At 65.3% G+C, this 18,333-nt stretch carries 18 protein-coding genes; 3 read left to right on the forward strand and 15 right to left on the reverse strand.

All coding sequences use genetic code 11. The features are described from left to right. The first annotated feature begins 25 nt into the window (after positions 1 to 25). A complete protein-coding gene (locus tag AC3A3G_RS01595; protein WP_412878433.1) occupies positions 26 to 763 on the forward strand; it encodes an arginyltransferase in 738 nt (245 codons plus the stop codon). Between the two features lie 164 nt (positions 764 to 927). Here the strand turns inward: AC3A3G_RS01595 and AC3A3G_RS01600 are convergent, their stop codons facing one another. The 4 genes from AC3A3G_RS01600 to AC3A3G_RS01615 form a co-directional block, all read right to left on the reverse strand. After that, the gene (locus tag AC3A3G_RS01600) at positions 928 to 1,956 is read right to left on the reverse strand and encodes a M48 family metallopeptidase (RefSeq protein ID WP_487487385.1); all 1,029 of its coding nucleotides are present in this window, start codon (positions 1,954 to 1,956) and stop codon (positions 928 to 930) included. A 6-nt stretch (positions 1,957 to 1,962) separates the two neighbouring features. Beyond that, the gene (locus AC3A3G_RS01605; RefSeq protein WP_046654201.1) at positions 1,963 to 2,532 is read right to left on the reverse strand and encodes a LemA family protein; all 570 of its coding nucleotides are present in this window, start codon (positions 2,530 to 2,532) and stop codon (positions 1,963 to 1,965) included. Between the two features lie 284 nt (positions 2,533 to 2,816). Further along, positions 2,817 to 3,644 (reverse strand): hypothetical protein, encoded by an 828-nt coding sequence (locus AC3A3G_RS01610; protein WP_487487386.1) that lies wholly within the window; start codon positions 3,642 to 3,644, stop codon positions 2,817 to 2,819. Further along, positions 3,641 to 3,787, reverse strand: a complete 147-nt coding sequence (locus tag AC3A3G_RS01615; RefSeq protein ID WP_165906582.1) for a hypothetical protein — start codon at positions 3,785 to 3,787, stop codon at positions 3,641 to 3,643. The genes AC3A3G_RS01610 and AC3A3G_RS01615 overlap by 4 nt, the downstream gene beginning before the upstream one ends. Before the next feature lie 44 nt (positions 3,788 to 3,831). Between AC3A3G_RS01615 and AC3A3G_RS01620 the strand changes: the two genes are divergently transcribed. Next, entirely contained in the window at positions 3,832 to 4,041 is a 210-nt protein-coding gene (locus tag AC3A3G_RS01620) for a helix-turn-helix domain-containing protein (RefSeq protein ID WP_125901479.1), read from the forward strand. Here the strand turns inward: AC3A3G_RS01620 and AC3A3G_RS01625 are convergent. The 6 genes from AC3A3G_RS01625 to AC3A3G_RS01650 form a co-directional block, all read right to left on the reverse strand. After that, the gene (locus AC3A3G_RS01625; protein ID WP_487487387.1) at positions 4,038 to 4,685 is read right to left on the reverse strand and encodes a PIN domain-containing protein; all 648 of its coding nucleotides are present in this window, start codon (positions 4,683 to 4,685) and stop codon (positions 4,038 to 4,040) included. The genes AC3A3G_RS01620 and AC3A3G_RS01625 overlap by 4 nt on opposite strands. Continuing rightward, positions 4,660 to 5,838, reverse strand: a complete 1,179-nt coding sequence (locus AC3A3G_RS01630) for a helix-turn-helix domain-containing protein (protein WP_125901477.1) — start codon at positions 5,836 to 5,838, stop codon at positions 4,660 to 4,662. The genes AC3A3G_RS01625 and AC3A3G_RS01630 overlap by 26 nt, the downstream gene beginning before the upstream one ends. Continuing rightward, complete coding sequence (locus AC3A3G_RS01635) at positions 5,838 to 7,220, reverse strand: 7-cyano-7-deazaguanine synthase (RefSeq protein ID WP_125901476.1); 1,383 nt, start codon at positions 7,218 to 7,220, stop codon at positions 5,838 to 5,840. The genes AC3A3G_RS01630 and AC3A3G_RS01635 overlap by 1 nt, the downstream gene beginning before the upstream one ends. Beyond that, positions 7,217 to 7,789, reverse strand: a complete 573-nt coding sequence (locus AC3A3G_RS01640) for a hypothetical protein (protein ID WP_125901475.1) — start codon at positions 7,787 to 7,789, stop codon at positions 7,217 to 7,219. The genes AC3A3G_RS01635 and AC3A3G_RS01640 overlap by 4 nt, the downstream gene beginning before the upstream one ends. Positions 7,790 to 7,921: 132 nt before the next feature. After that, positions 7,922 to 9,112, reverse strand: a complete 1,191-nt coding sequence (gene chrA / locus AC3A3G_RS01645) for a chromate efflux transporter (RefSeq protein WP_487487388.1) — start codon at positions 9,110 to 9,112, stop codon at positions 7,922 to 7,924. Between the two features lie 149 nt (positions 9,113 to 9,261). Then, positions 9,262 to 9,537, reverse strand: a complete 276-nt coding sequence (locus AC3A3G_RS01650) for a metal-sensing transcriptional repressor (protein WP_046653321.1) — start codon at positions 9,535 to 9,537, stop codon at positions 9,262 to 9,264. Between the two features lie 66 nt (positions 9,538 to 9,603). Between AC3A3G_RS01650 and AC3A3G_RS01655 the strand changes: the two genes are divergently transcribed. Next, positions 9,604 to 10,935, forward strand: coding sequence for an MFS transporter (locus AC3A3G_RS01655; RefSeq protein ID WP_487487389.1), 1,332 nt, complete (start codon positions 9,604 to 9,606; stop codon positions 10,933 to 10,935). Positions 10,936 to 11,000: 65 nt separating this feature from the next. On the opposite strand, the gene AC3A3G_RS01660 is transcribed toward AC3A3G_RS01655, so the two are convergent. The 5 genes from AC3A3G_RS01660 to AC3A3G_RS01680 all read right to left on the reverse strand — a co-directional run bounded on the left by AC3A3G_RS01660 (position 11,001) and on the right by AC3A3G_RS01680 (position 18,275). Further along, positions 11,001 to 11,642: a transmembrane anchor protein gene (locus AC3A3G_RS01660; RefSeq protein WP_487487390.1), complete on the reverse strand. Its 642-nt coding sequence runs from the start codon at positions 11,640 to 11,642 to the stop codon at positions 11,001 to 11,003. Between the two features lie 14 nt (positions 11,643 to 11,656). Continuing rightward, positions 11,657 to 12,388 (reverse strand): HupE/UreJ family protein, encoded by a 732-nt coding sequence (locus AC3A3G_RS01665; RefSeq protein ID WP_487487391.1) that lies wholly within the window; start codon positions 12,386 to 12,388, stop codon positions 11,657 to 11,659. A gap of 111 nt (positions 12,389 to 12,499) precedes the next feature. Continuing rightward, positions 12,500 to 15,685: an efflux RND transporter permease subunit gene (locus AC3A3G_RS01670; RefSeq protein ID WP_487487392.1), complete on the reverse strand. Its 3,186-nt coding sequence runs from the start codon at positions 15,683 to 15,685 to the stop codon at positions 12,500 to 12,502. Between the two features lie 14 nt (positions 15,686 to 15,699). After that, a complete protein-coding gene (locus tag AC3A3G_RS01675; protein WP_487487393.1) occupies positions 15,700 to 16,959 on the reverse strand; it encodes an efflux RND transporter periplasmic adaptor subunit in 1,260 nt (419 codons plus the stop codon). Then, positions 16,956 to 18,275, reverse strand: a complete 1,320-nt coding sequence (locus AC3A3G_RS01680) for a TolC family protein (RefSeq protein ID WP_487487394.1) — start codon at positions 18,273 to 18,275, stop codon at positions 16,956 to 16,958. The genes AC3A3G_RS01675 and AC3A3G_RS01680 overlap by 4 nt, the downstream gene beginning before the upstream one ends. Positions 18,276 to 18,333: the final 58 nt, after the last annotated feature.

Consider the following 18,333-nt stretch of genomic DNA (forward strand, 5'->3'; position numbering starts at 1 on the left):
CTGACGCCGTCACGGAGCGACAGCCGTGACCCAGCACTTCTTCTCGCGCCAACTCCGCTTCTTCATGACCGCCAGCGCGCCCTGCCCCTATCTGCCGGGCCAATTTGAGCGCAAGGTCTTCGCCAACCTGCCGTTCAGCGACGGGGCCGACGTCAACGACGCCCTGACCCAGGCCGGGTTCCGCCGCAGCCAGAACATCGCCTACCGCCCGGCCTGCGAGGCTTGCGCGGCCTGCGTCTCGGTGCGGATTCCGGTGGCGGACTTCGAACTCTCGCGCTCACGCCGCCGCATCCTGGCGCGCAATGCCGATCTGTCGCGCGGCCTGGTCGAAGCCGAGGCGACGATGGAGCAGTTCGACCTGCTGCGCCGCTATCTGAACGCCCGCCACCCCGGCGGCGGCATGAGCGACATGAGCTGGCTGGACTATGTGTCGATGGTCGAGGACACGGCCGTCCGCACCCATCTGATCGAGTACCGCCTGCCCAGCCAGGATGACGGCCCCGGCCGTCTGGTCGGCGTCTGCCTGACCGACCTGCTGCATGACGGCCTGTCGATGGTCTACAGCTTCTTCGACCCCGATCTGGAGCGTCGCAGCCTGGGCCGCTTCGCTATCCTGGACCACCTGCATCAGGCCGAGACGGTGGGACTGCCCTATGTCTATCTCGGCTACTGGGTCCAGGGTTCGCCCAAGATGGACTACAAGGCTGAGTTCCGCCCGCTGGAGGCGTTGCGGCCCTGGGGCTGGGAGCGGCTAGAAGAATAACACAACGCGCCTCTCCCTCCCCTTCATGGGGAGGGTGGTCGCGAAGCGACCGGGTGGGGAGGGCCAGGCGATCCTGGGCGCTGCGTTAGAATAGCCTCGCCGCCCCCACCCGACTTCGGCCTTCGGCCTCAGCCACCCTCCCCATAAAGGGGAGGGAGAAGGAATTACGTCATCGGCACCGCCGTGCCCGCCGCTTGCGGCGCTCCGCCCCACGGGCCGTCGTCGCGGCCGCCGGCGAACTGCACCAGCGCGGCGATCCGCTTCTCGATCGGCGGATGGGTGGCGAACAGGCCTGAGAATCCCGTCTTCTCCGCCGTATTGTCCAGAAACATGCCGCGCAGTTCGTCCGGCGCCTCCAGCTTCGACTGGCCCGACACCTTGCGCAGGGCCGAGATCATCGCGTCCGGGTTCTTGGTCAGTTCCACCGCCCCGGCGTCGGCCACATATTCCCGCGTCCGCGACAGGGTCATGCGGATGACGGCGGCCAGGCCGAAGCCGATCACCCCGATGGCCAGCCCGATCAGGATCAGGGGCATGGCGTTCTTGTTGTCCCGCCCTCGCCCGCCGCGCATGTAGAACAGGCTGCGGAACACCAGTTCGGCCACCACGCTGATGATCCCCGCGAAGATCGAGGCGATCACCATGGTCCGCACGTCCTTATTGATGACGTGGGTCAGCTCATGCGCCAGGACGCACTCCATCTCGTCCCGGTTCAAGGTCTGCATCAGGCCGCGCGTGACGGTGACGCTGTAGTTGCCCTCGTGCAGGCCGGACGCATAGGCGTTCAGCGACGGGCTTTCGATGATGCGCAGGGCGGGCGTCTTCATCCCGCGCGAGATCGCCAGGTTTTCGAGTAGGTTGTAGAGTTCCGGCTCGACCCGGCGCTCGAGCTTTCGCGCCCCGGTCATGACGTCGATCATCATCTGATTGCCGAAATAGGCGATGACGAACCAGATCGCCGCCGCGACGGCGGCGAAAGGCACGGTCCAGCCCAGCATGGACGCCGCCAGCGCCAGATCCTGCCCCAGGTCGCCGCCCGAGTTGGGCAGCAGGCCGAACCCCATCATCAGCACCTGAACGCCGAACAATATGCCGACCAGCAGCACCGGGAACCCGGCCAGCAGAATCGCTGACCGGGCGTTGTTCTGCCAGATGTGGGTCTTGAGGCCGACGGCCTGACCGAAAACCGCCATTGGGGCTTAGAACTTCACCGTCGGCGGGGCGGCGTTCAGGGCGGCGCGCTCGCCCTCGCCCACGTCGAAGAAGGGTTTGTCGGCGCCGAATCCGAACATCCCGGCGAACAGGACGGTCGGGAACTGGCGGCGCACGGCGTTGAACTCGCTGACCGCGTTGTTGAAGAAGCGGCGCGCGGCGGCCAGCTTGTTCTCGATGTCCGACAGGTCCATCTGAAGTTGCTGGAAGTTGGCGTTGGCCTTCAGGTCCGGATAGGCCTCGGACACGGCGAACAGGCGGCCCAGGGTCGCCGTCAGCATGTTCTCGGCCTGCACCTTCTCATCGACCGTTCGGGCCCCCGCAGCAGCGGCGCGCGCCTGGGTCACGGCGTCCAGGGTGCCGCGCTCATGCGTGGCGTAGCCCTTCACCGTCTCGACCAGATTGGGGATCAGATCCTGGCGCTGCTTCAGCTGCACGTCGATGTCCGCGAACGACTGGTTCGCCGTCTGATCCAGCTTCACCAGCCTGTTGTACGCGCCGACCACGACGAACAGCAGAATGACGACGATGACGCCGATGATGATCCAGGTGATCATTGAGCCTCCTCCGAAAGATCAGTCGTGAATATGGGGAGACTTCCTCTCCGCACACAATGAATTCGTCGTCACTCTTCCCTCTCCCAGAATAGGGAATGTAGGGCGGGTAGGTGAGCAAGAACCTCTTGGTTTTCAGGTCGCTGGTCGACAAGGAGCACCCGCTCTAAATGTCGTGCCACCCAAGGTGCCACTTTGCGACAAGTTCGGGAAAATCCTTGAACGACAACGTTCTAATTGTAGCATAAGACGTACTGCAGCGCGAACTGCAGACTGGGCATTGCGCGCTATTCGATCACCGGCATGCCCTTGAAGATCGCTGGCGACGGCGGTGGGCCGTCTGTCCAGTGCCAGGTCTCGCGGGTGCGCATCAGCTCCTGCGTGACCTGGGCCGGGACAGCCGGAATGTCGACCGGCGTCGGGGCGTAAGTCCCCGACGGCGCCAGGTTCAGTCGGAAACGATGGGGGAAGCCGCCGAAGCGCACCTCTATGACCATATCGCGGACCATGCCGTCGGGGATGACGATCTGTTCCGCCAGGATGGCGCCGCCGTGGGCCGTGCCGGGGTCGATGGTCGTCGTCTCCAGCATGGTCCGCCCCAGGGTGGAGATGGTCTGGCGAAGACGCCGCTGGATGTGATCGTGCGACGCCTGCAACTGCCCCGAGGCGCTGCGGTAGGCGATGTCGTGGCGGCGTGGGTGGTCCTCCATCTCCTGAACGGTGAGGAAATACTCCACCGCCGCGTCGGCCCAGGCCAGGTTCATCTCGCGCTGGGCGGTCGTGCGCGCGGTGTGGCGCAGGTAGTCGAAGTCCTGAACGCTGTAGGGCTGCCCATCCAGATAGAGGCGCACGTCCTCTGAACCGATGTTGATCGGGTAACCTGAGGTGTTGAAGGCGGCGATCGAGAAGTAGAACTTCTGCGTGTCGTTGTAGCGGACCGGCAGCAGCATGATCGCACCGGACGGCCCGTTCGACACCATCAGGGCGTTGCCGCGCGAGAAGCGGACGCCCACGCCGTGATCGGCCGTAGGGATCATCCGCACCTCCGGCGGCGGAGTAGAGGCGCAGCCGGTCAGCAGAGCGCTAGCGCTTGTCAGGATAAGCAACCTTCTCATCGGCGTTTCGCTCCTACGGCACCCAGGATGCCGATGAGCAGACCGATGATCGCGCCTATCGGTCCGGCGACGAAAAAGCCGACCGCGCCGAACATCACACCCGCCAGACACCCCATAATCGCCCCTCTGGAATAATAGGACATAGATGTCCTAGAGAGGTTACCGCTCCGCTAACACCATCGCGCTGATGGAATGGGAGAAGATCGTCGGCGCAAATATCAGGCGTCTCCGCAAGGAGCGCGGCTTGAGCCAGGAGGCGTTAGCGGGTGAAGCGGGTCTGGCGATGCGTCATCTCGGGCGCATAGAGCGAGGCGAGGGCAACCCGACAGTGGCAATTCTAGGCAAGTTGGCTGAAGTGCTTGGCGTCCATCCCACAGAATTTTACGCAGTCCGCTAATCGGAGCGAACGGGACGAGCGTTTACCGTGTCTATCAGCGGTGCCCGTAGATGCGCCGGCAAACTGTTGCAGGCGCTCGCTCGCTCGGGACCCAGAACTTCGATCACCCTAGCCTGCCAATGAGTTGGCACCCGCATTCTGGCCCTCTGGAGCGCCAAAAACAGGGCATCGGCCAAGGGGCCGACATTCCCGCCTTCGTCTGGTAGCGTAGCGAATAGCAGCTCAGTGCTGGACCGAAGTTCGAGTGCAGAAAAGCGACGCTTTGCGATCGCAGTCGCTTTGCGTTCGTCAATCAGGGCGATTGCCCCAAGGCGCACGGCTACGACCAAGGTCGCAGCCTCGCCATCGTCCAAGGTTTCGGCCGTGCCGCCTGCAACTAGGCTAAGATACGGCTCTTCGTCTGCGGTTTCCATCTCCACAACTCGAATTAGCCCGGACTGGATCAGCGGCTGGATATGCTCCAGCACCCCATGCCCATTGGCGCTGCCGCGCTGAAGTTCCCTGAGCACCACATCAACGATAGCGATTGACGCACCGAGCGCAGCGAGGATTTCCGGGCATCGGCCCGTAGCGGCGAGGTTGATCCAAACGCTCGCATCAGCGACATGTATTGGGGGCTCAGCGCCGGATGCGGGGAAGCCCATCGGCCGCCTCCTCATCTGCCTCATAGGCGTCTATCAACTCACGCGCTTGTACCCGGTCGATCTTGAGCAGACTGACCACTTGACCCTCGGAGAGCAGGCCACGCTTCCACGCCTCGGCCGCTAGGAGTTGAAGGCGGAGCGACACCGACCGCTCCCCATCTTCGCCGCGCGGATCGAATGCTGGGTTTTCGCCCAGGACCTGCCGCGCCTGGTCGTTAGTAATGCCGCCGGTCCGTTCGAACCAATCCCAAGTTCCGTTCGGCACGAGGTCCAATTCTTCGAGCCGCCGCACCAAAGCTTCACGTGATACACCGAAGCCATGGGCAAGCACGATCACGTGGCGGCGCGTCAGATTTGTCGCCCCCGCTGTCGTGTCCCGGAACATCGACTTGACCGTTCGCGCAGGCGTTAGGAACGCCCGCGCGAAGGCATTGGCGTAGCGCTCTTCGCGAGTCTGTTCAGGCGAGCCCTCATAAAGGCTGTCCGGCGCGTTTCGGGTAGAGATGTAGTGACCGAGTTCATGGGCGGCGGTTTGCGCTCGCCGTTCTTTCGGATGTAGGGCGTTTAGCAGGACGCATGGACCAGCGTCGTTGTCGTAGGCATAGAGACCAGAAATCTTGGCCTCAAGCCTGCGGACGAACACACGAGCTCCAAGCTGAAGTTCGAGAATTGAAACCATGTCATGGACGGGCGCATCTCCTATGCCCAGCCACTGGCGTAGTTCGAATGCATCTTCTTCGGCTTGGGCGAGGACGTTACCGGGCAGAATGGGGCGCTCCGGAGGCTCGGATCGACCCCGAACCACTCCAAGCAAATCTTCAAGTTCCACCTCGGCCTTGACCAAGTCGGTCAACAAGGCGGAAGCCATCTCAACAGCTGAGCCGCCGTCTTGGGTTCGACGAAAGCGGGGACGCAGGTCTACCTTGGCTGACTCCCGGCGCAACAACGCGTTCACTGTCGTGCCGTAAAGGCCAGCGAGAGTCTGCAATTCTTCTAGACGCGGCCGGCGGCCGCCCTGTTCGATCGCCACTAGGGTCGTGCGAGCCGCAGAGATGGCTTCGGCCGCTTGGGCCTGGGTGATCTTCGCCGCGTCTCTCGCCAGACGCAGGCGCTCCCCCAGGGCGATTGGATCAATGGCGGCAGGAGTCTCCATCACGCGACCACGCTGGCGGCATACCGCGCAACAAAAGATTGATTGCCTTGAGCGATCACGAAGCGACGCCATTCCTCAGCGTGGCGATCCAGCAGAGCTCGGGTCTGGGCCAGCACAGAGCCTTCATCTTCACCAAGCGCGTCTGCAGTGAGGCGTACGACGCGATGGAATGCACTGGTCTGCGCTGAAGGTGCAGCCAGTGACGCTAGATGGTCCATATGTAGCACGCCTGCGATACCATACTCTCTCAGAGCGCGCGTATGTCCTTGGAATGCGGCGGCAGCGCCAGTGTCAAATTCAGTGACAGTCAGATTTTCCCACACGTACCTGTCCGCAGGCTCATCAATCTCCGCAGCGAACATGCTCACACGTCGCAGCATGCACGCCGCGCAAATTCCGCATTGGCGGCGTGAGCCGTCTACGGAAGCTTGCTGCGAACTCTGCCAGCAACTGCGCGTCCGCGTGACGAAATCCGGGGGCGTCGGTAATGCCTTCGCGGCGGCCATGGTCTCACCCTTGGTGTACCAGAGACGCGGATACTCATACCGAATTTCATGCCCAGTGAGCGCCAAGAACAGGCTTTCCATTTTCCGGCTAAAGGCGGGATGGACGCGATAGTCGGGGTACGCATGACCGGATCGAACAAGCACCGGTCCCAAGACCCCTTGCCCGCTTTCGGTGACGATGATCCGTTGAACTCCCGACATCGCTGCGGCGATCGCGGTCACGACCGCGAATTTGAAGCCCCTAGATCGAGCGGACGATTCCGCGTTGTTTGGCACGGAGACTTTGTAGGGCACTCGTGCAAAGGGTTTGCGGTCCTTGTCCAGCACTGCCTTGTCGACGCCGCCTGACCCTAGGCGCACCCGGACAAGTTCGCTGTTGGTCGCGTGTGCCGTGAGGGCATGGACCGCAAGAGAATCTAGGCCTTCGCTGTAGGGCATAATGAGCGCGCAATAAGGCGGAAGCGGCAGTGGAAGCGTCACAGGCGCGGGTTCGTCCCTTAGTCTAGCTTCGAAGCAGAACCGCCAGACATCACCTGTCAGGAATGACACGGTCTCTTCCAGAAGTGCCTTCGCCTCCGGTGCGGACCAGACTTCGGGTTCGTGCACTGCGACCCGGACGTCAAACGCGCGCGACCACCCCCAACCTGGACGTCGTTTAAAGCGGTCACAGAATTCGACCGCCGCCGCGACAACTAGGAGATCGTAGAGGCGGCGATCAAACCGCGCGAAGAAGAATGAGGTGAGCCCGCGGGTATCAAGGCAAAGACTTTGCCCTAGCAGAGCGGGCGTCGCGCCGTCACGGAGCGGCGCATCTGCTTCGACCGCATCGATTAAAAGCGGTGCTTCGTTTGCGCGATAGGAGGCGAAACCCGTCATGCGAGGGCGGGTCCATCTTCGAGGCCGGACCGATCCACGGCCTTCGGCAAGGCACGCTTCATAACCCCGGTAACTAGGCCGGTTGCGACATCACGCACCCGGTCACTCGCCTGCTTGAGCGCAGCGGTGACTCGTTGCTCGACATGAGCGGCTCGTTCTAGCGGCGATCGGCGCAGGTAGTGCTCCACAAGAGATCGGGTCACTGCTTCCCCACGCTCCTCAAAGACAGCCTCGGCTCCGCTTTGGAAAGCTTCAGCTCCGCGTTGGCCGTTACGTAGGGCGTCGCCGACCGCTTCTACCAAGTCGATCTCCATAACCGAGGCCGCCTGCGAACGCAGCGCCGCCACCTGTTGGGGCGTGTCGTCGATCAGTTGCGGCTGTTCGGACGTGAGAATCCGACGCAGGCTTCTGAGCAGGCCTTCGCTGATCTCGCCTTTTGCGTCCGCAGCTAGTGCGGCCGGAATTCTCTCAACCACTTCCTCCAGTGCATGGGCACGTCCGTCTGCGATCTCGCAGACTTTCTTCCAGGCCCGCCTCAACGGCAGGCTACGATGAGGACCGTCGCTCATGGTCTTACCTCCATGCCAGGAAGGTTGTCGCACGATTATGACATTGTCAATAAAAATACCGACGATTTCTGACATAACGAAATTTAGGCCGTCGCTGCGTGTTCACGCATGGCACGATTGGACAATGAATCTTTAGAGCACGAGCTGTCCTGCAACCGCCCCGCTCAGAATGAGAATCGGTGTCCAGCGCGGTTTGATCCGCACGGCGGCGATCAGTGCGGCGATGAAGATCAAACCTGCGATCCACCACGTCGGCGCCGACTGGGCTGTGGTCCAAGCCAGTTGAAGCGAAGTGGCGGCGATGACGCCGACGACGGCGGCCGCCACGCCTGCCAGGAGGCGGTGCAAGGCCGGGTTCTCGACCACGGCCTCCAGGTGATTGAACAGCACCATCGAGAAGGCGAAGGCGGGCAGGAAAATTCCGGCAGTCAGCGCCAGCGCGCCGGCCCAGCCGCCGACCACATAGCCCGTGAAGGTGCCGAAAATCACCAGAGGCGCCGGCAGGACGCCGGCCAGCGCCACGCCATCTAGGAAGACGCCGTCCGGCAACCAGCCGCGTCCGACAGTGTCGGCGCGCACGTAGGGGATGGCGGTATAGGCGCCGCCGAACGTCAGCAGCCCGCCCTTCAACCCGGCGATGAATAGAGCGGCGAGTTGAGGCGACGGCTCAGCCGAGATCGCGATCGCAGGCGGGGCGACCTCCAGATAGACGCCGAACAGGATGGCGATGAAGACGGCGGCGACGGCAATGGCGACGCCTGCCCAGGGACGTTGCTCCAGGGCGTAGATCAGGCCGCAAGCCACAAGCGGTATCCAGAAGGGCGCATGGAGGAGAGAGGCGACGAAGGCCCCGATCGCTAGCGCCCACAGCAGACGGTCCTCTAGGACGTGGGAGCCGATCCGATGCACGGCGCGGATGATGATGGCGACCACGACGATCTGAACGCCCAAAAGCAGCCCGGTCAGGCCTGATTGTCCGGCGATGAAGCGTTCATAGAGCCAGGCCGCCGCCAGCATCAGAACGAAGCCAGGCAGCATGAAGCCAAGGCCTGCAAGCAGACCGCCGATCCGTCCCCGCGCCATCATGCCCATATGGACGCACAACTCGTGGGCCTCCGGTCCAGGGAGCGCCTGCATCACCGCCAGAAGGCGATTGAAGCGCGGACTGGAAATCCATCGCTCCTCATCGACGAGGGCGCGGCGGATCATGGCGATCTGGGCGACGGGGCCGCCGAAGGCCAGGAAGCCGAACCGCAGGAATTTGAGAAACAGCGCCGCCAGCGAAAGGCGGGGCGGACCAAGGGTGTCAGACGACGTCGTCATGGCCTTGCCTCACGGGGTCGCGCGGACGTCGAGGACAACGTGCGTTTCGCGCATCGCCCCAGCAGGGCAGCCGCGACTGCCTGCCCGTCCATCATAGCGCTACCGGAGGCGGATTGGCAGGGCGACGTTCTGGTGGTTGGAAGCTGGCGTCACAGGTATTTGGTGATCTCCCGGAACTCGGCCATCGCCTGCTTTGCCTCGACAGGGTCACCGTCTGCGGCATGGGCCAGGCAGTGGTCGATGTGGTCGTGGATCAGGGTCTTCTTCGCCGCCGCGACCGCCTTCTCGATGGCGTGAAGCTGTTGGGCGAGATCAACGCAGGCCCTCTTATCCTCCATCATCTGGATGACGGTCCGCATATGCCCCTCGGCGCGCTTCAGGCGTTTGATGACTTCGGGATGCGACGCATGAGAGATGTGTGCCATGCAATTTGACCTATCCCCCTGGTAGGGATACGTCAAACGCGAAAACGCCGCATCGAAAGGCTTGTGATGTTCTCGCCTCTCAGGAACGCCGCCTATCGCCACCTGTTCATCGCCCAAGTGGCGGCCCTGCTGGGAACCGGCATGGCGACCGTGGCCCTGGGCCTGCTGGCGCATGATCTCGCGGGCGCCAGGGCGGGTGAAATCCTCGGCGTGGCCCTGGCGATCAAGATGATCGCCTATGTCGGGGTGGCGCCTTTCGCCAGCGCCCTGGCGTCTCGACTGCCGCGCAAGACCCTGCTGGTTTCGCTGGACGTGGTGCGCGCCGGTGTTGCGGCTTCGCTGCCCTTCGTCAACGAGGCTTGGCAGGTCTACGGACTGATGACCGTGCTCTACGTCGCCTCGGCCGCCTTCACCCCGGCTTTCCAGGCCATGATCCCCGACCTGCTGGAGGACGAGGGCGAGTACACCAAGGCCCTGTCCCTATCCCGACTGACGGCCGATCTGGAAAGCGTCGCCAGCCCCGTGCTCGCGGCGGTGCTGTTGGCCTTCATCAGCTATCACAACCTCTTCGTTGGGACGGCGCTGGGCTTCATCCTGTCGGCGGGCTTCGTCGTGACGGCGGTCCTGCCCAAGCTGTCGGCGTCGCAGAGCCTGCCGTTCCTGCGTCGTCTGACCGGAGGCGTGAAGCTGTTCGCCCTGACGCCACGCCTGCGCGGCCTGCTGGCGGTTAGCCTGGCGACGGCGGCGGGCGGCGCCATGGTCTTCGTCAACACTGTCGTCCTGGTGCAGTCGAACTTCGGCCTGTCGCAGCAGGCGACCGCCTGGGCCTTGGCGGCATTCGGAGGCGGGTCGATGACGGCCGCCTTCCTGCTTCCCAAGACGCTGGAGCGGGTGACGGATCGCAGCGCCATGGTGTCGGGCGCCGTCCTGATGACCGCCGTGCTCATCGCCGGTGCGCTGTTCGCCCGCAGCTATCCGGTGCTGATCGGTCTGTGGATCGTCATGGGCTTTGGCTACTCGCTGACCATCACGCCTGCGGGCCGCGCCCTGCGGCGGTCCTCGTCGGCGGCGGAACGGCCGGCCCTGTTTGCGGCCCAGTTCGCCCTGTCGCACGCCTGTTGGTTGATCGCCTATCCGGTCGCGGGGCTGGTGTCGGCCGAAGCTGATCCTCAGATGGCCTTCGTCGTTCTGGCGGGACTGTGCGGCCTCGGCGCCCTTCTGGCGCTCTTCGTCTGGCCTGCGCACGATCCGCTGAACCTGCTGCACGACCACCACGACATGGAGCCGGATCACGCGCACCTGGGCGAGGGAATGCGCCCCGATGCGGAAGGCGTAGCACACGCCCACCCTGTCGTGATTGATGACAATCACCGCCGGTGGCCCAAGAATCGCGTGTGACGCCGTAAAGAAATCAGGGCGCGCCGTGCAACGGCGCGCCCTGTCTATAGGTGTCGGGATTTACGTCAGACGACGCGCTTGATCTCGGTATAGGCGCCACTGGTTTTAAGGGTGATGGTTACGGGCTGGCCGGTGCGGTTGCGCCAGAACCAGCCGTGGCTGCCAGTGAAGGCCGCCGTCAGGACGCCCTCCTCCCTTTGGGAGGAGCCCTTGCCATAGCCGTGGTAGGAGACGCCTGGTCGGTCAGCGTGGGTGTCGAAGTTGATCTTGCCGCCGCTGCTGGTCCAGGTGAAGCGCGCTGTCGCGCCTTCTTCCATGACCAGCTTGATCTCGGCGCCTTGATCAGGCTGCAGCGTCAGGACGGTTTCGTCCGTGCGGCCGACGTTGGGCGTGGCCGCCGGGGCGGAGGCTGGAACGGTGCCGGCTGGCGCAACGGGGCTGGGCGACGCCGCCACAGGGACAGCATCTACGGCGGCCGCGTCAGCTGCGGCGTCAGCTTCGGCCTCCTTGGCGAGTTGCTGCTTGATGCGGCCCATTTCGGTCAGACCAAAGACCGAACCGATGCGCGTGGGGTCGACGCCGTATTCGGCGGGCAGGACGACGGTGACCAGGAGTACGGAGGCCACAGCGGCGGCGATGCCGGTCGACTTCAGCAGTTGGCCCGTGGTCGGGAGATCGGCTTTGGAGGGGCGGTTTGCGTTGTACATGAGGGTGTCTCCGATCACATGACGAAGAAGCCGACGAGCTGATAGCCCGTCAGAATGAAGCCGAGCGTCATCAGCACGACGTTGGTGAGGTAGGCGTGTTTCCAGAAGCCGTCCGTGCGGCGCCAGAAGCCCATCAGGATGAGGATGCCGCCCAGGGCGAGCAGTTGGCCGATCTCGACGCCGATGTTGAAGGCCACGAGGTTCCACAGCAGGCCGTCGGGCGAGAGTTGGAAGTCCTGCAGCTTGGTGGCGAGACCGAAGCCGTGGAACAGGCCGAAGATCATTGTGGCCGCCTTGGTGGAAGGCTGGAAGCCGAACCACCTCTGATAGGCGCCCATGTTGTCCAGGGCCTTGTAGACGACGGACAGGCCGATGATGGCGTCGACCAGATAGCTGGAGACGTTGATGTTCATCAGCACCCCGAGCAGCAGGGTCGACGAGTGGCCGATGGCGAACAACGTCACATAGATGCCGATGTCCTTCATCCGGTAGAGGAAGAAGATCACGCCAAACAGGAACAGCAGGTGGTCGTAGCCGGTGACCATGTGCTTGGCCCCCAGATAGACGAAGGGCCAGAAGAGGAAGCCTGAGGTCTCCTGGATGTAGCCCTTGTCGCCTGCGGCGACGCCGTGGGCGAGGACCTGGCTGAGCAGGCCTTCAGGGAAAAGGAAGCCGACCACAAGGACCGCCAGGGTCCAGGGTGATCGAAGCCACGACAGTCGGTCGCGGCAGGGTGCGGAAGTCATGTGCATCCTTGCGATTGGAGGGAAAGCGCGACATCCGCCGTGGTCGGCGGGCGTCGGTAATGGGTTGAGGCGCTGACGACCGGCCGCCTCGAAACGGGGCGGCCGACCGCTTCAGAGCGCTCGACGGCGGCGGAAGGGGAGATGGTCCAGCCAGGCGGGCCTGGGCCGATCCGTCGGGGCGTCCCGGCCGTGCACCAGGCTGTAGAGCGCCGGGAGCACGAGCAGGGTCAGGATCGTCGAGGAGACGATGCCGCCGATGACGACTGTGGCCAGCGGACGCTGAACCTCCGCGCCGGCGCCGACATTGACCGCCATGGGGACGAAGCCGAGGCTGGCGACCAGGGCGGTCATCAGCACCGGGCGCAGGCGCGTCAGCGCCCCCTCCCGGATGGCCTGACCCACGGGCTTGCCCTCTTCGATCAGGCCCCGGATGAAGCTGACCATGACGACGCCGTTCAGCACGGCCACGCCCGACAGGGCGATGAAGCCGACGCCGGCCGAGATCGACAGGGGCAGGCCCCGCAGCGCCAGCGCCGCCACCCCGCCGGTCAGCGCCAGGGGCACGCCGGAGAAGACGATGGCGCTGTCCCGCCAGGAGCGGAACAGCGCAAACAGCAGGCCGAAGATCAGCAACAGGACCGCCGGAACGACCAACTGCAACCGCTTGGCCGCCGAGATCAGCTGCTCGAAGGTGCCGCCATAGGAAATCCAGTAGCCGGCTGGCAGATCGACTTCCTGTTCGACGCGCTCGCGCACCTCGCCGATGAAGGAGCCGAGGTCGCGGTTCCGAACGTTGGCGGTCACGACGATGCGGCGCTTGCCGTCTTCGCGACTGATCTGGTTCGGGCCGGTCTCCAGCGCGATTGTGGCGATCTCGCTGAGCGGCACGAAGCCGCGCGGCTGACCGTTCGCGCCCGGCAGCGGCACCTGGATGCGGCCGATGGCGTCGGTGTTGCGACGCAGGTCTTCCGGCAGACGCACGACGATGTCGAAGCGTCGGTCGCCCTCGAAGATTTGCCCGGCCGTGGCCCCGCCCATGGAGGTCGAGATCACCGACTGAACATCGTCGATGCTCAGGCCCAGGCGCGCGATGGCGTCCCGGTTCGGCGTGATCTGCAGCATGGGCAGGCCGGTGACCTGCTCGGACTGCGGATCGGCGGCGCCGGGTACGGCGCCGACGATCTCTTCGATCTGGGACCCGAGCGCCACGAGTTGATCCAGGTCGTCGCCATGGACCTTGATGGCGACATCGGCCCGGACGCCGGACAGCAGTTCATTGAACCGCATCTGGATGGGCTGGGTGAACTCGTATTTGCTGCCTGGCACCGCGTTCACCGCCTCTTCCATCTCGCGAACGAGCTGGAGTTTCGGCTTGCGGGGATCAGGCCAGTCCTTGCGGTCCTTCAGCAGGATGAAGGTGTCCGCGACCGAGGGCGGCACAGGGTCGGTGGCGACCGCCGCCGTGCCGATCTTGGCGACGACGCGTTCGACCTCCGGGAACTTCGCCAGACGGGCTTCGAGGGCGGTCTGCATCTCGACGGCCTGGGTCAGGCTGGTGCCCGGAATACGCAGGGCGTGCATGGCGATGTCGCCTTCGTCCAGGTTCGGCACGAACTCCGAACCCATGCGTGAGGCGACCAGGGCCGCGCCCACGACGAGGGCGACGGCCACGGCGACCATGGCGACGCGCGTCCTCAGGGCGAAGTCGAGCGCCGGCTGATAGCCGGTGCGCGCCCAGCGCATCAGGAAGCTGTCCTTCTCCTGCACCTTGCCGGTGACGAACATCGCCACCGCCGCCGGCACGAAGGTCAGGGACAGCACCAGGGCGGCGGTCAGGGCGATGACCACGGTGATGGCCATGGGGTGGAAGGTTTTGCCCTCGACCCCGTCCAGGGCGAAGATCGGCACATAGACCAGGGTGATGATCAGGACGCCGAACAGCGACGGCCGGATCACTTCGCTGGAGGCGCGGGCCGCCAGGGAGAAGCGCTCGTCACGGGTCAGCAGGCGGCCCTGCTGATGCTGGGCCTCGGCGAAACGCCGCAGGCAGTTCTCGACGATGATGACCGCGCCGTCGATGATCAGGCCGAAATCCAGCGCGCCCAGGCTCATCAGATTGCCCGACACGCCGGTGCGCACCATGCCGGTGATGGTCATCATCATGGTGATTGGAATGACCGCTGCCGTGATCAGGGCGGCGCGGAAGTTCCCCAGCAGCAGGAACAGCACCACGATCACGAGCAGGGCGCCCTCAAGCAGGTTCTTCTCGACCGTCTTGATGGCCCGCTCGACCAGGTCTGTGCGGTCATAGACGGGCGAGGCGATCACGCCGTCCGGCAGAGCCTTGGCGGCTTCCTCCAGTCGCGCCGCCGCCGCCTGAGCGACGACGCGGCTGTTTTCACCGGCCAGCATCAGGACGGTCGCCAGGACCGTCTCCTTGCCGTTCTCCGTCGCCGCGCCGGTGCGAAGCTGTTCGCCCAGGCCGACTTCGGCGACTTCGGCGATCCGGATGGGAACGCCGCCGCGCGTGGTGATGACGATGTTGGACAGGTCCTGCGTCGTCGAGGCCTGACCCGGCACGCGGATCAGCCACTGCTCGCCGTAGCGCTCGACATAGCCGGCGCCGACGTTGGCGTTGTTGCGCTCCAGCGCCGAAACGACCTCGTCCATGGTGACGCCGAAGGCGGCGAGCCGTTCGGGACGGGGCGTGACGTGGTACTGACGCTCGAAGCCGCCGATGGTGTTGACCTCGGTGACGCCGGGCGTATTGCGCATCTGCGGACGGATGACCCAGTCCTGCAGGGTGCGAAGGTCCTCGGGCGAATAAGGCGTGCCGTCGGCCTTGCGGGCGCCGGGCTTGGCCTCGATCGTGTACATGAAGATTTCGCCCAGGCCCGTGGCGATCGGCCCCAGTTCGGGCGACAGGCCGGACGGAAGCTGGCCGCGCGCGGTCTGAAGCCGCTCATTGACCAGTTGTCGCGCCCGGTAGATGTCGGTTCCGTCCTCGAACACAACCGTGACCTGGCTCAGGCCGTAGCGCGAGACGGATCGGGTGTAGGACAGGCCCGGTACGCCGGCGACGGCGGTCTCGACCGGGAAGGTGATGCGCTGTTCGGCCTCAAGCGGCGAATAGCCGGGCGCCTCCGTATTGATCTGAATCTGGACGTTGGTGATGTCGGGCGTGGCGTCGATCGGCAGCTTCTGGAAACTCCAGACGCCGATGATGACCGCCACGAGGACGAGCGCCAGCACGACCCAGCGATGCCGGATCGACAGGCTGATGATGCGTTCAAGCATGGTGACGCATCCCCCTAGTGGTCGTGGCTCGCGCCGGACTTCTCGATGTCCGCGCGAATGAGGAAGGCGCCGTCGACGACATAGGTCGTGCCGGGCTCGATGCCGCCCAGGACCTCGGTCCACTCTTCGGTGCGACGGCCCAGGTCGAGCATGCGCACCTCATAGGTGTCGCCGACCTTGGCGTAGACCACGGTGAAGTCGCGGAACGGTTGCAGCGCCTTGGTGCGCACCGCCAGCGGGACCTCGCCCTGGCCGACCTGGACCAGACCCGAAACCCCGAGACCCGGCCGCCAGACGCCGCCCTGGTAGGGCAGTTCGACATGGGCGACGAGGGTCTGGCTGAGCACGTCGTCGGCCGGCAGGATCGCCTCGATGACGCCGCTGGCCGTGTGCTCGCCCGCCTGGCTCTTGATCTCGATCCTTTGACCGACCCGAACGCGTTCGGCATCGCGAGGATAGAGGAAGAACTCGGCGTGAAGCCGGGTCGGGTCGCCGATCGTCAGCATGGGGGCGCCGCCGCCGGTGATGGAGCCGGGATTGACGTTCTTGGCGGTGATCACGCCCGAGATGGGCGCGGTGACCGAATAGGTCTGGAGGCTTTCGCTCGACTCCACGCGGGCGACGACCTGTCCGCGCGAGACGCGTTGACCCAGTTCAACGGTCATCGACATGACCCGGCCCGGATAGCGGGCGTGAACCTCGGCCTGGCCTTCCGGCGTGATCTCGACGCGGCCGCTGAGCGGCAGGCTCTCGCCGAGAACGGCGGGGCCGGCCTGCTGGGTGGTGACGCCGCCGGCTTGGGCCGCATCGGCGCTGATGACCGTCCGACCCTCATAGGACTGATAGGTCCAGGCCGAGCGCTTGCCCGCGCGAACGGCGCTGACCGCGACGTCGAACGAGTGGGGCTCGGACACGACGCCCGGACTGGCCAGGTAGTCGTTCTCAGGCGTGAAGGTGAAGCGATCCACCTTCGGCCCCAGGCGGCTCAGGGCGATGTTCGCCTGCACCTGCTTGGGGTCGAGCGGCTTGTCGTTCAGGTAGGGATAGAGGCGGAACAGCGGTTCCGGCCCCTCCTCGTAGATGGTCACCTCGATGGCGAAGTCGCCGTCACGAAGTAGGCGGCCGTTGTGCGGTCCGCGTTCGTAATCGGCGGCGCCTGCCGCTTCGCCTTCCGGCTTGGCGGCCTTGTCGCCGCCGCCGCAGGCGGCCAGCGTCAGGGCGACGGCGGCAAGGACGCAGCCGAGCGGGGTCGCGGAAGTGCGGGACGTCTTCATGGTTGGGTCTCCAGGCCGAGCAGGTCGGCGTGCGCGCCGGTCAGGCGGTCGAGCCGCGCGCGGTCGTTGTGGAAGGTCTGCAGCACAGCGACGCGACGGGCCTTGGTCTGCAGCAGGGCCGCATGGGCGCTCATCACGTCGTTGTAGGTGAAGCCGCCGCGTGCGTAGCCGTCGCGGACGAGGACGACGGCGCGTTCAGCCTGGGGCTGGGTTTCCTCGGCGATCCGCCGGGCTTCATTGGCGCGGGCCAGAAGCTGCACCTGGAGGCGGGCGATTTCCCGCTCGCGCTCAAGGCGCAGGGCGTTCTGATCGGCCTGGGCGGCGACGCCGTCAGCGCGGGCGCGGTCGATGGCGCCCTGGTTCCGGTCGTAGCGCTGCAGCGGCACGGACCCGCCGAAGACCAGAGCCACCTCATTGTCCCATATATGCCGGACGCCGACGCTGACCGTGGGATCGGGCACGGCGCGCGCCTGCTCCAGGCGAACCTGGGCGTCGGAGATAGCCTGGCGGGCGCGGAAGGCTTCTAGGTCCGCCTGGGCCACAGCGCCGGCGGCGACGCGAGCGGCGCTGGTGTCCTCGAAGTCGGAGGCCCCCATGCGGAAGTCGGCGGCGCCGTCCCAGAACTTGGCCAGGACGATGCGCGCGACGCGAACGGCGATCTCGGCCTGATCGAAATCGATCTGGGCCTGGGCCAGTTCGGCCTCGGCGCGCGCCCCCGCGAACAGGGGATCGCGGGCCGCGTTCACGCGACGCTGAACTTCCGTCTGGAAGCGTTCCGCGAGCGAAAGCCGCTCCCGTGCGATCTCGAGCTGGGCTTCAGCCGCCATGGCGTCGACCCAGGCGCGTTGCACCAGTTCAAGACGATCCAGTTGAGCGATCTGGGCCTGAGCTGTGATCAGCAGGCCTTCGCTTTGCGCCAGGCCGGTGCGGGCGGATCGATCGCCGCCGCGTTCCAGCTTCTGCTCATAGGTCAGGGTGGTTTCTGTTCGCCCCAGAATGTCGCCCCCGCCCAGGGTGGGCAGGTTTTCGACCATCAGACCCAGGGTCGGATTGGGACGAAGGCCGGCCTGGCGAACGCCGGCCTCGACGCCGCGCAGGCGCGCGTCGAGACCCGGTCGAGCCGGATCGGCGGCGGCGGCGCGCCGCAGCGCGCCTTCAAGGGTGAGGTCCGGTCCAGAGGCGGCTTCAGCAGAAGCCGGCGACTGGGCGAGCGCAATGGCGGGCGGCGACCATGCCGCAGCCAGGGCGAGCGCGAGGGCGGATACGGCCGCGCCTCGCCCTCGCCATCCGGCGACGCCGGATTGGGAAGGTTTCAAGGGATGTCTCCAACAGGACGCGCACGGCCATGAGGCCGCGCAGGATCAGCTTTTCAGG

The organism is Brevundimonas sp. Soil_N_31, assembly GCF_057655995.1.

What these genes read in the sequence shown, in the direction of transcription:
- AC3A3G_RS01625 (WP_487487387.1), bottom strand. Translation starts at nt 4,685, where the DNA reads ATGGGCTTCCCCGCATCCGGCGCTGAGCCCCCAATACATGTCGCTGAT.
- AC3A3G_RS01655 (WP_487487389.1), top strand. Translation starts at nt 9,604, where the DNA reads ATGTTCTCGCCTCTCAGGAACGCCGCCTATCGCCACCTGTTCATCGCC.
- AC3A3G_RS01605 (WP_046654201.1), bottom strand. Translation starts at nt 2,532, where the DNA reads ATGATCACCTGGATCATCATCGGCGTCATCGTCGTCATTCTGCTGTTC.
- AC3A3G_RS01675 (WP_487487393.1), bottom strand. Translation starts at nt 16,959, where the DNA reads ATGAAGACGTCCCGCACTTCCGCGACCCCGCTCGGCTGCGTCCTTGCC.
- AC3A3G_RS01650 (WP_046653321.1), bottom strand. Translation starts at nt 9,537, where the DNA reads ATGGCACACATCTCTCATGCGTCGCATCCCGAAGTCATCAAACGCCTG.
- AC3A3G_RS01610 (WP_487487386.1), bottom strand. Translation starts at nt 3,644, where the DNA reads ATGAGAAGGTTGCTTATCCTGACAAGCGCTAGCGCTCTGCTGACCGGC.
- AC3A3G_RS01670 (WP_487487392.1), bottom strand. Translation starts at nt 15,685, where the DNA reads ATGCTTGAACGCATCATCAGCCTGTCGATCCGGCATCGCTGGGTCGTG.
- AC3A3G_RS01615 (WP_165906582.1), bottom strand. Translation starts at nt 3,787, where the DNA reads ATGTCCTATTATTCCAGAGGGGCGATTATGGGGTGTCTGGCGGGTGTG.
- AC3A3G_RS01665 (WP_487487391.1), bottom strand. Translation starts at nt 12,388, where the DNA reads ATGACTTCCGCACCCTGCCGCGACCGACTGTCGTGGCTTCGATCACCC.
- AC3A3G_RS01640 (WP_125901475.1), bottom strand. Translation starts at nt 7,789, where the DNA reads ATGAGCGACGGTCCTCATCGTAGCCTGCCGTTGAGGCGGGCCTGGAAG.
- AC3A3G_RS01630 (WP_125901477.1), bottom strand. Translation starts at nt 5,838, where the DNA reads ATGGAGACTCCTGCCGCCATTGATCCAATCGCCCTGGGGGAGCGCCTG.
- AC3A3G_RS01635 (WP_125901476.1), bottom strand. Translation starts at nt 7,220, where the DNA reads ATGACGGGTTTCGCCTCCTATCGCGCAAACGAAGCACCGCTTTTAATC.
- AC3A3G_RS01660 (WP_487487390.1), bottom strand. Translation starts at nt 11,642, where the DNA reads ATGTACAACGCAAACCGCCCCTCCAAAGCCGATCTCCCGACCACGGGC.
- chrA (WP_487487388.1), bottom strand. Translation starts at nt 9,112, where the DNA reads ATGACGACGTCGTCTGACACCCTTGGTCCGCCCCGCCTTTCGCTGGCG.
- AC3A3G_RS01620 (WP_125901479.1), top strand. Translation starts at nt 3,832, where the DNA reads ATGGAATGGGAGAAGATCGTCGGCGCAAATATCAGGCGTCTCCGCAAG.
- AC3A3G_RS01600 (WP_487487385.1), bottom strand. Translation starts at nt 1,956, where the DNA reads ATGGCGGTTTTCGGTCAGGCCGTCGGCCTCAAGACCCACATCTGGCAG.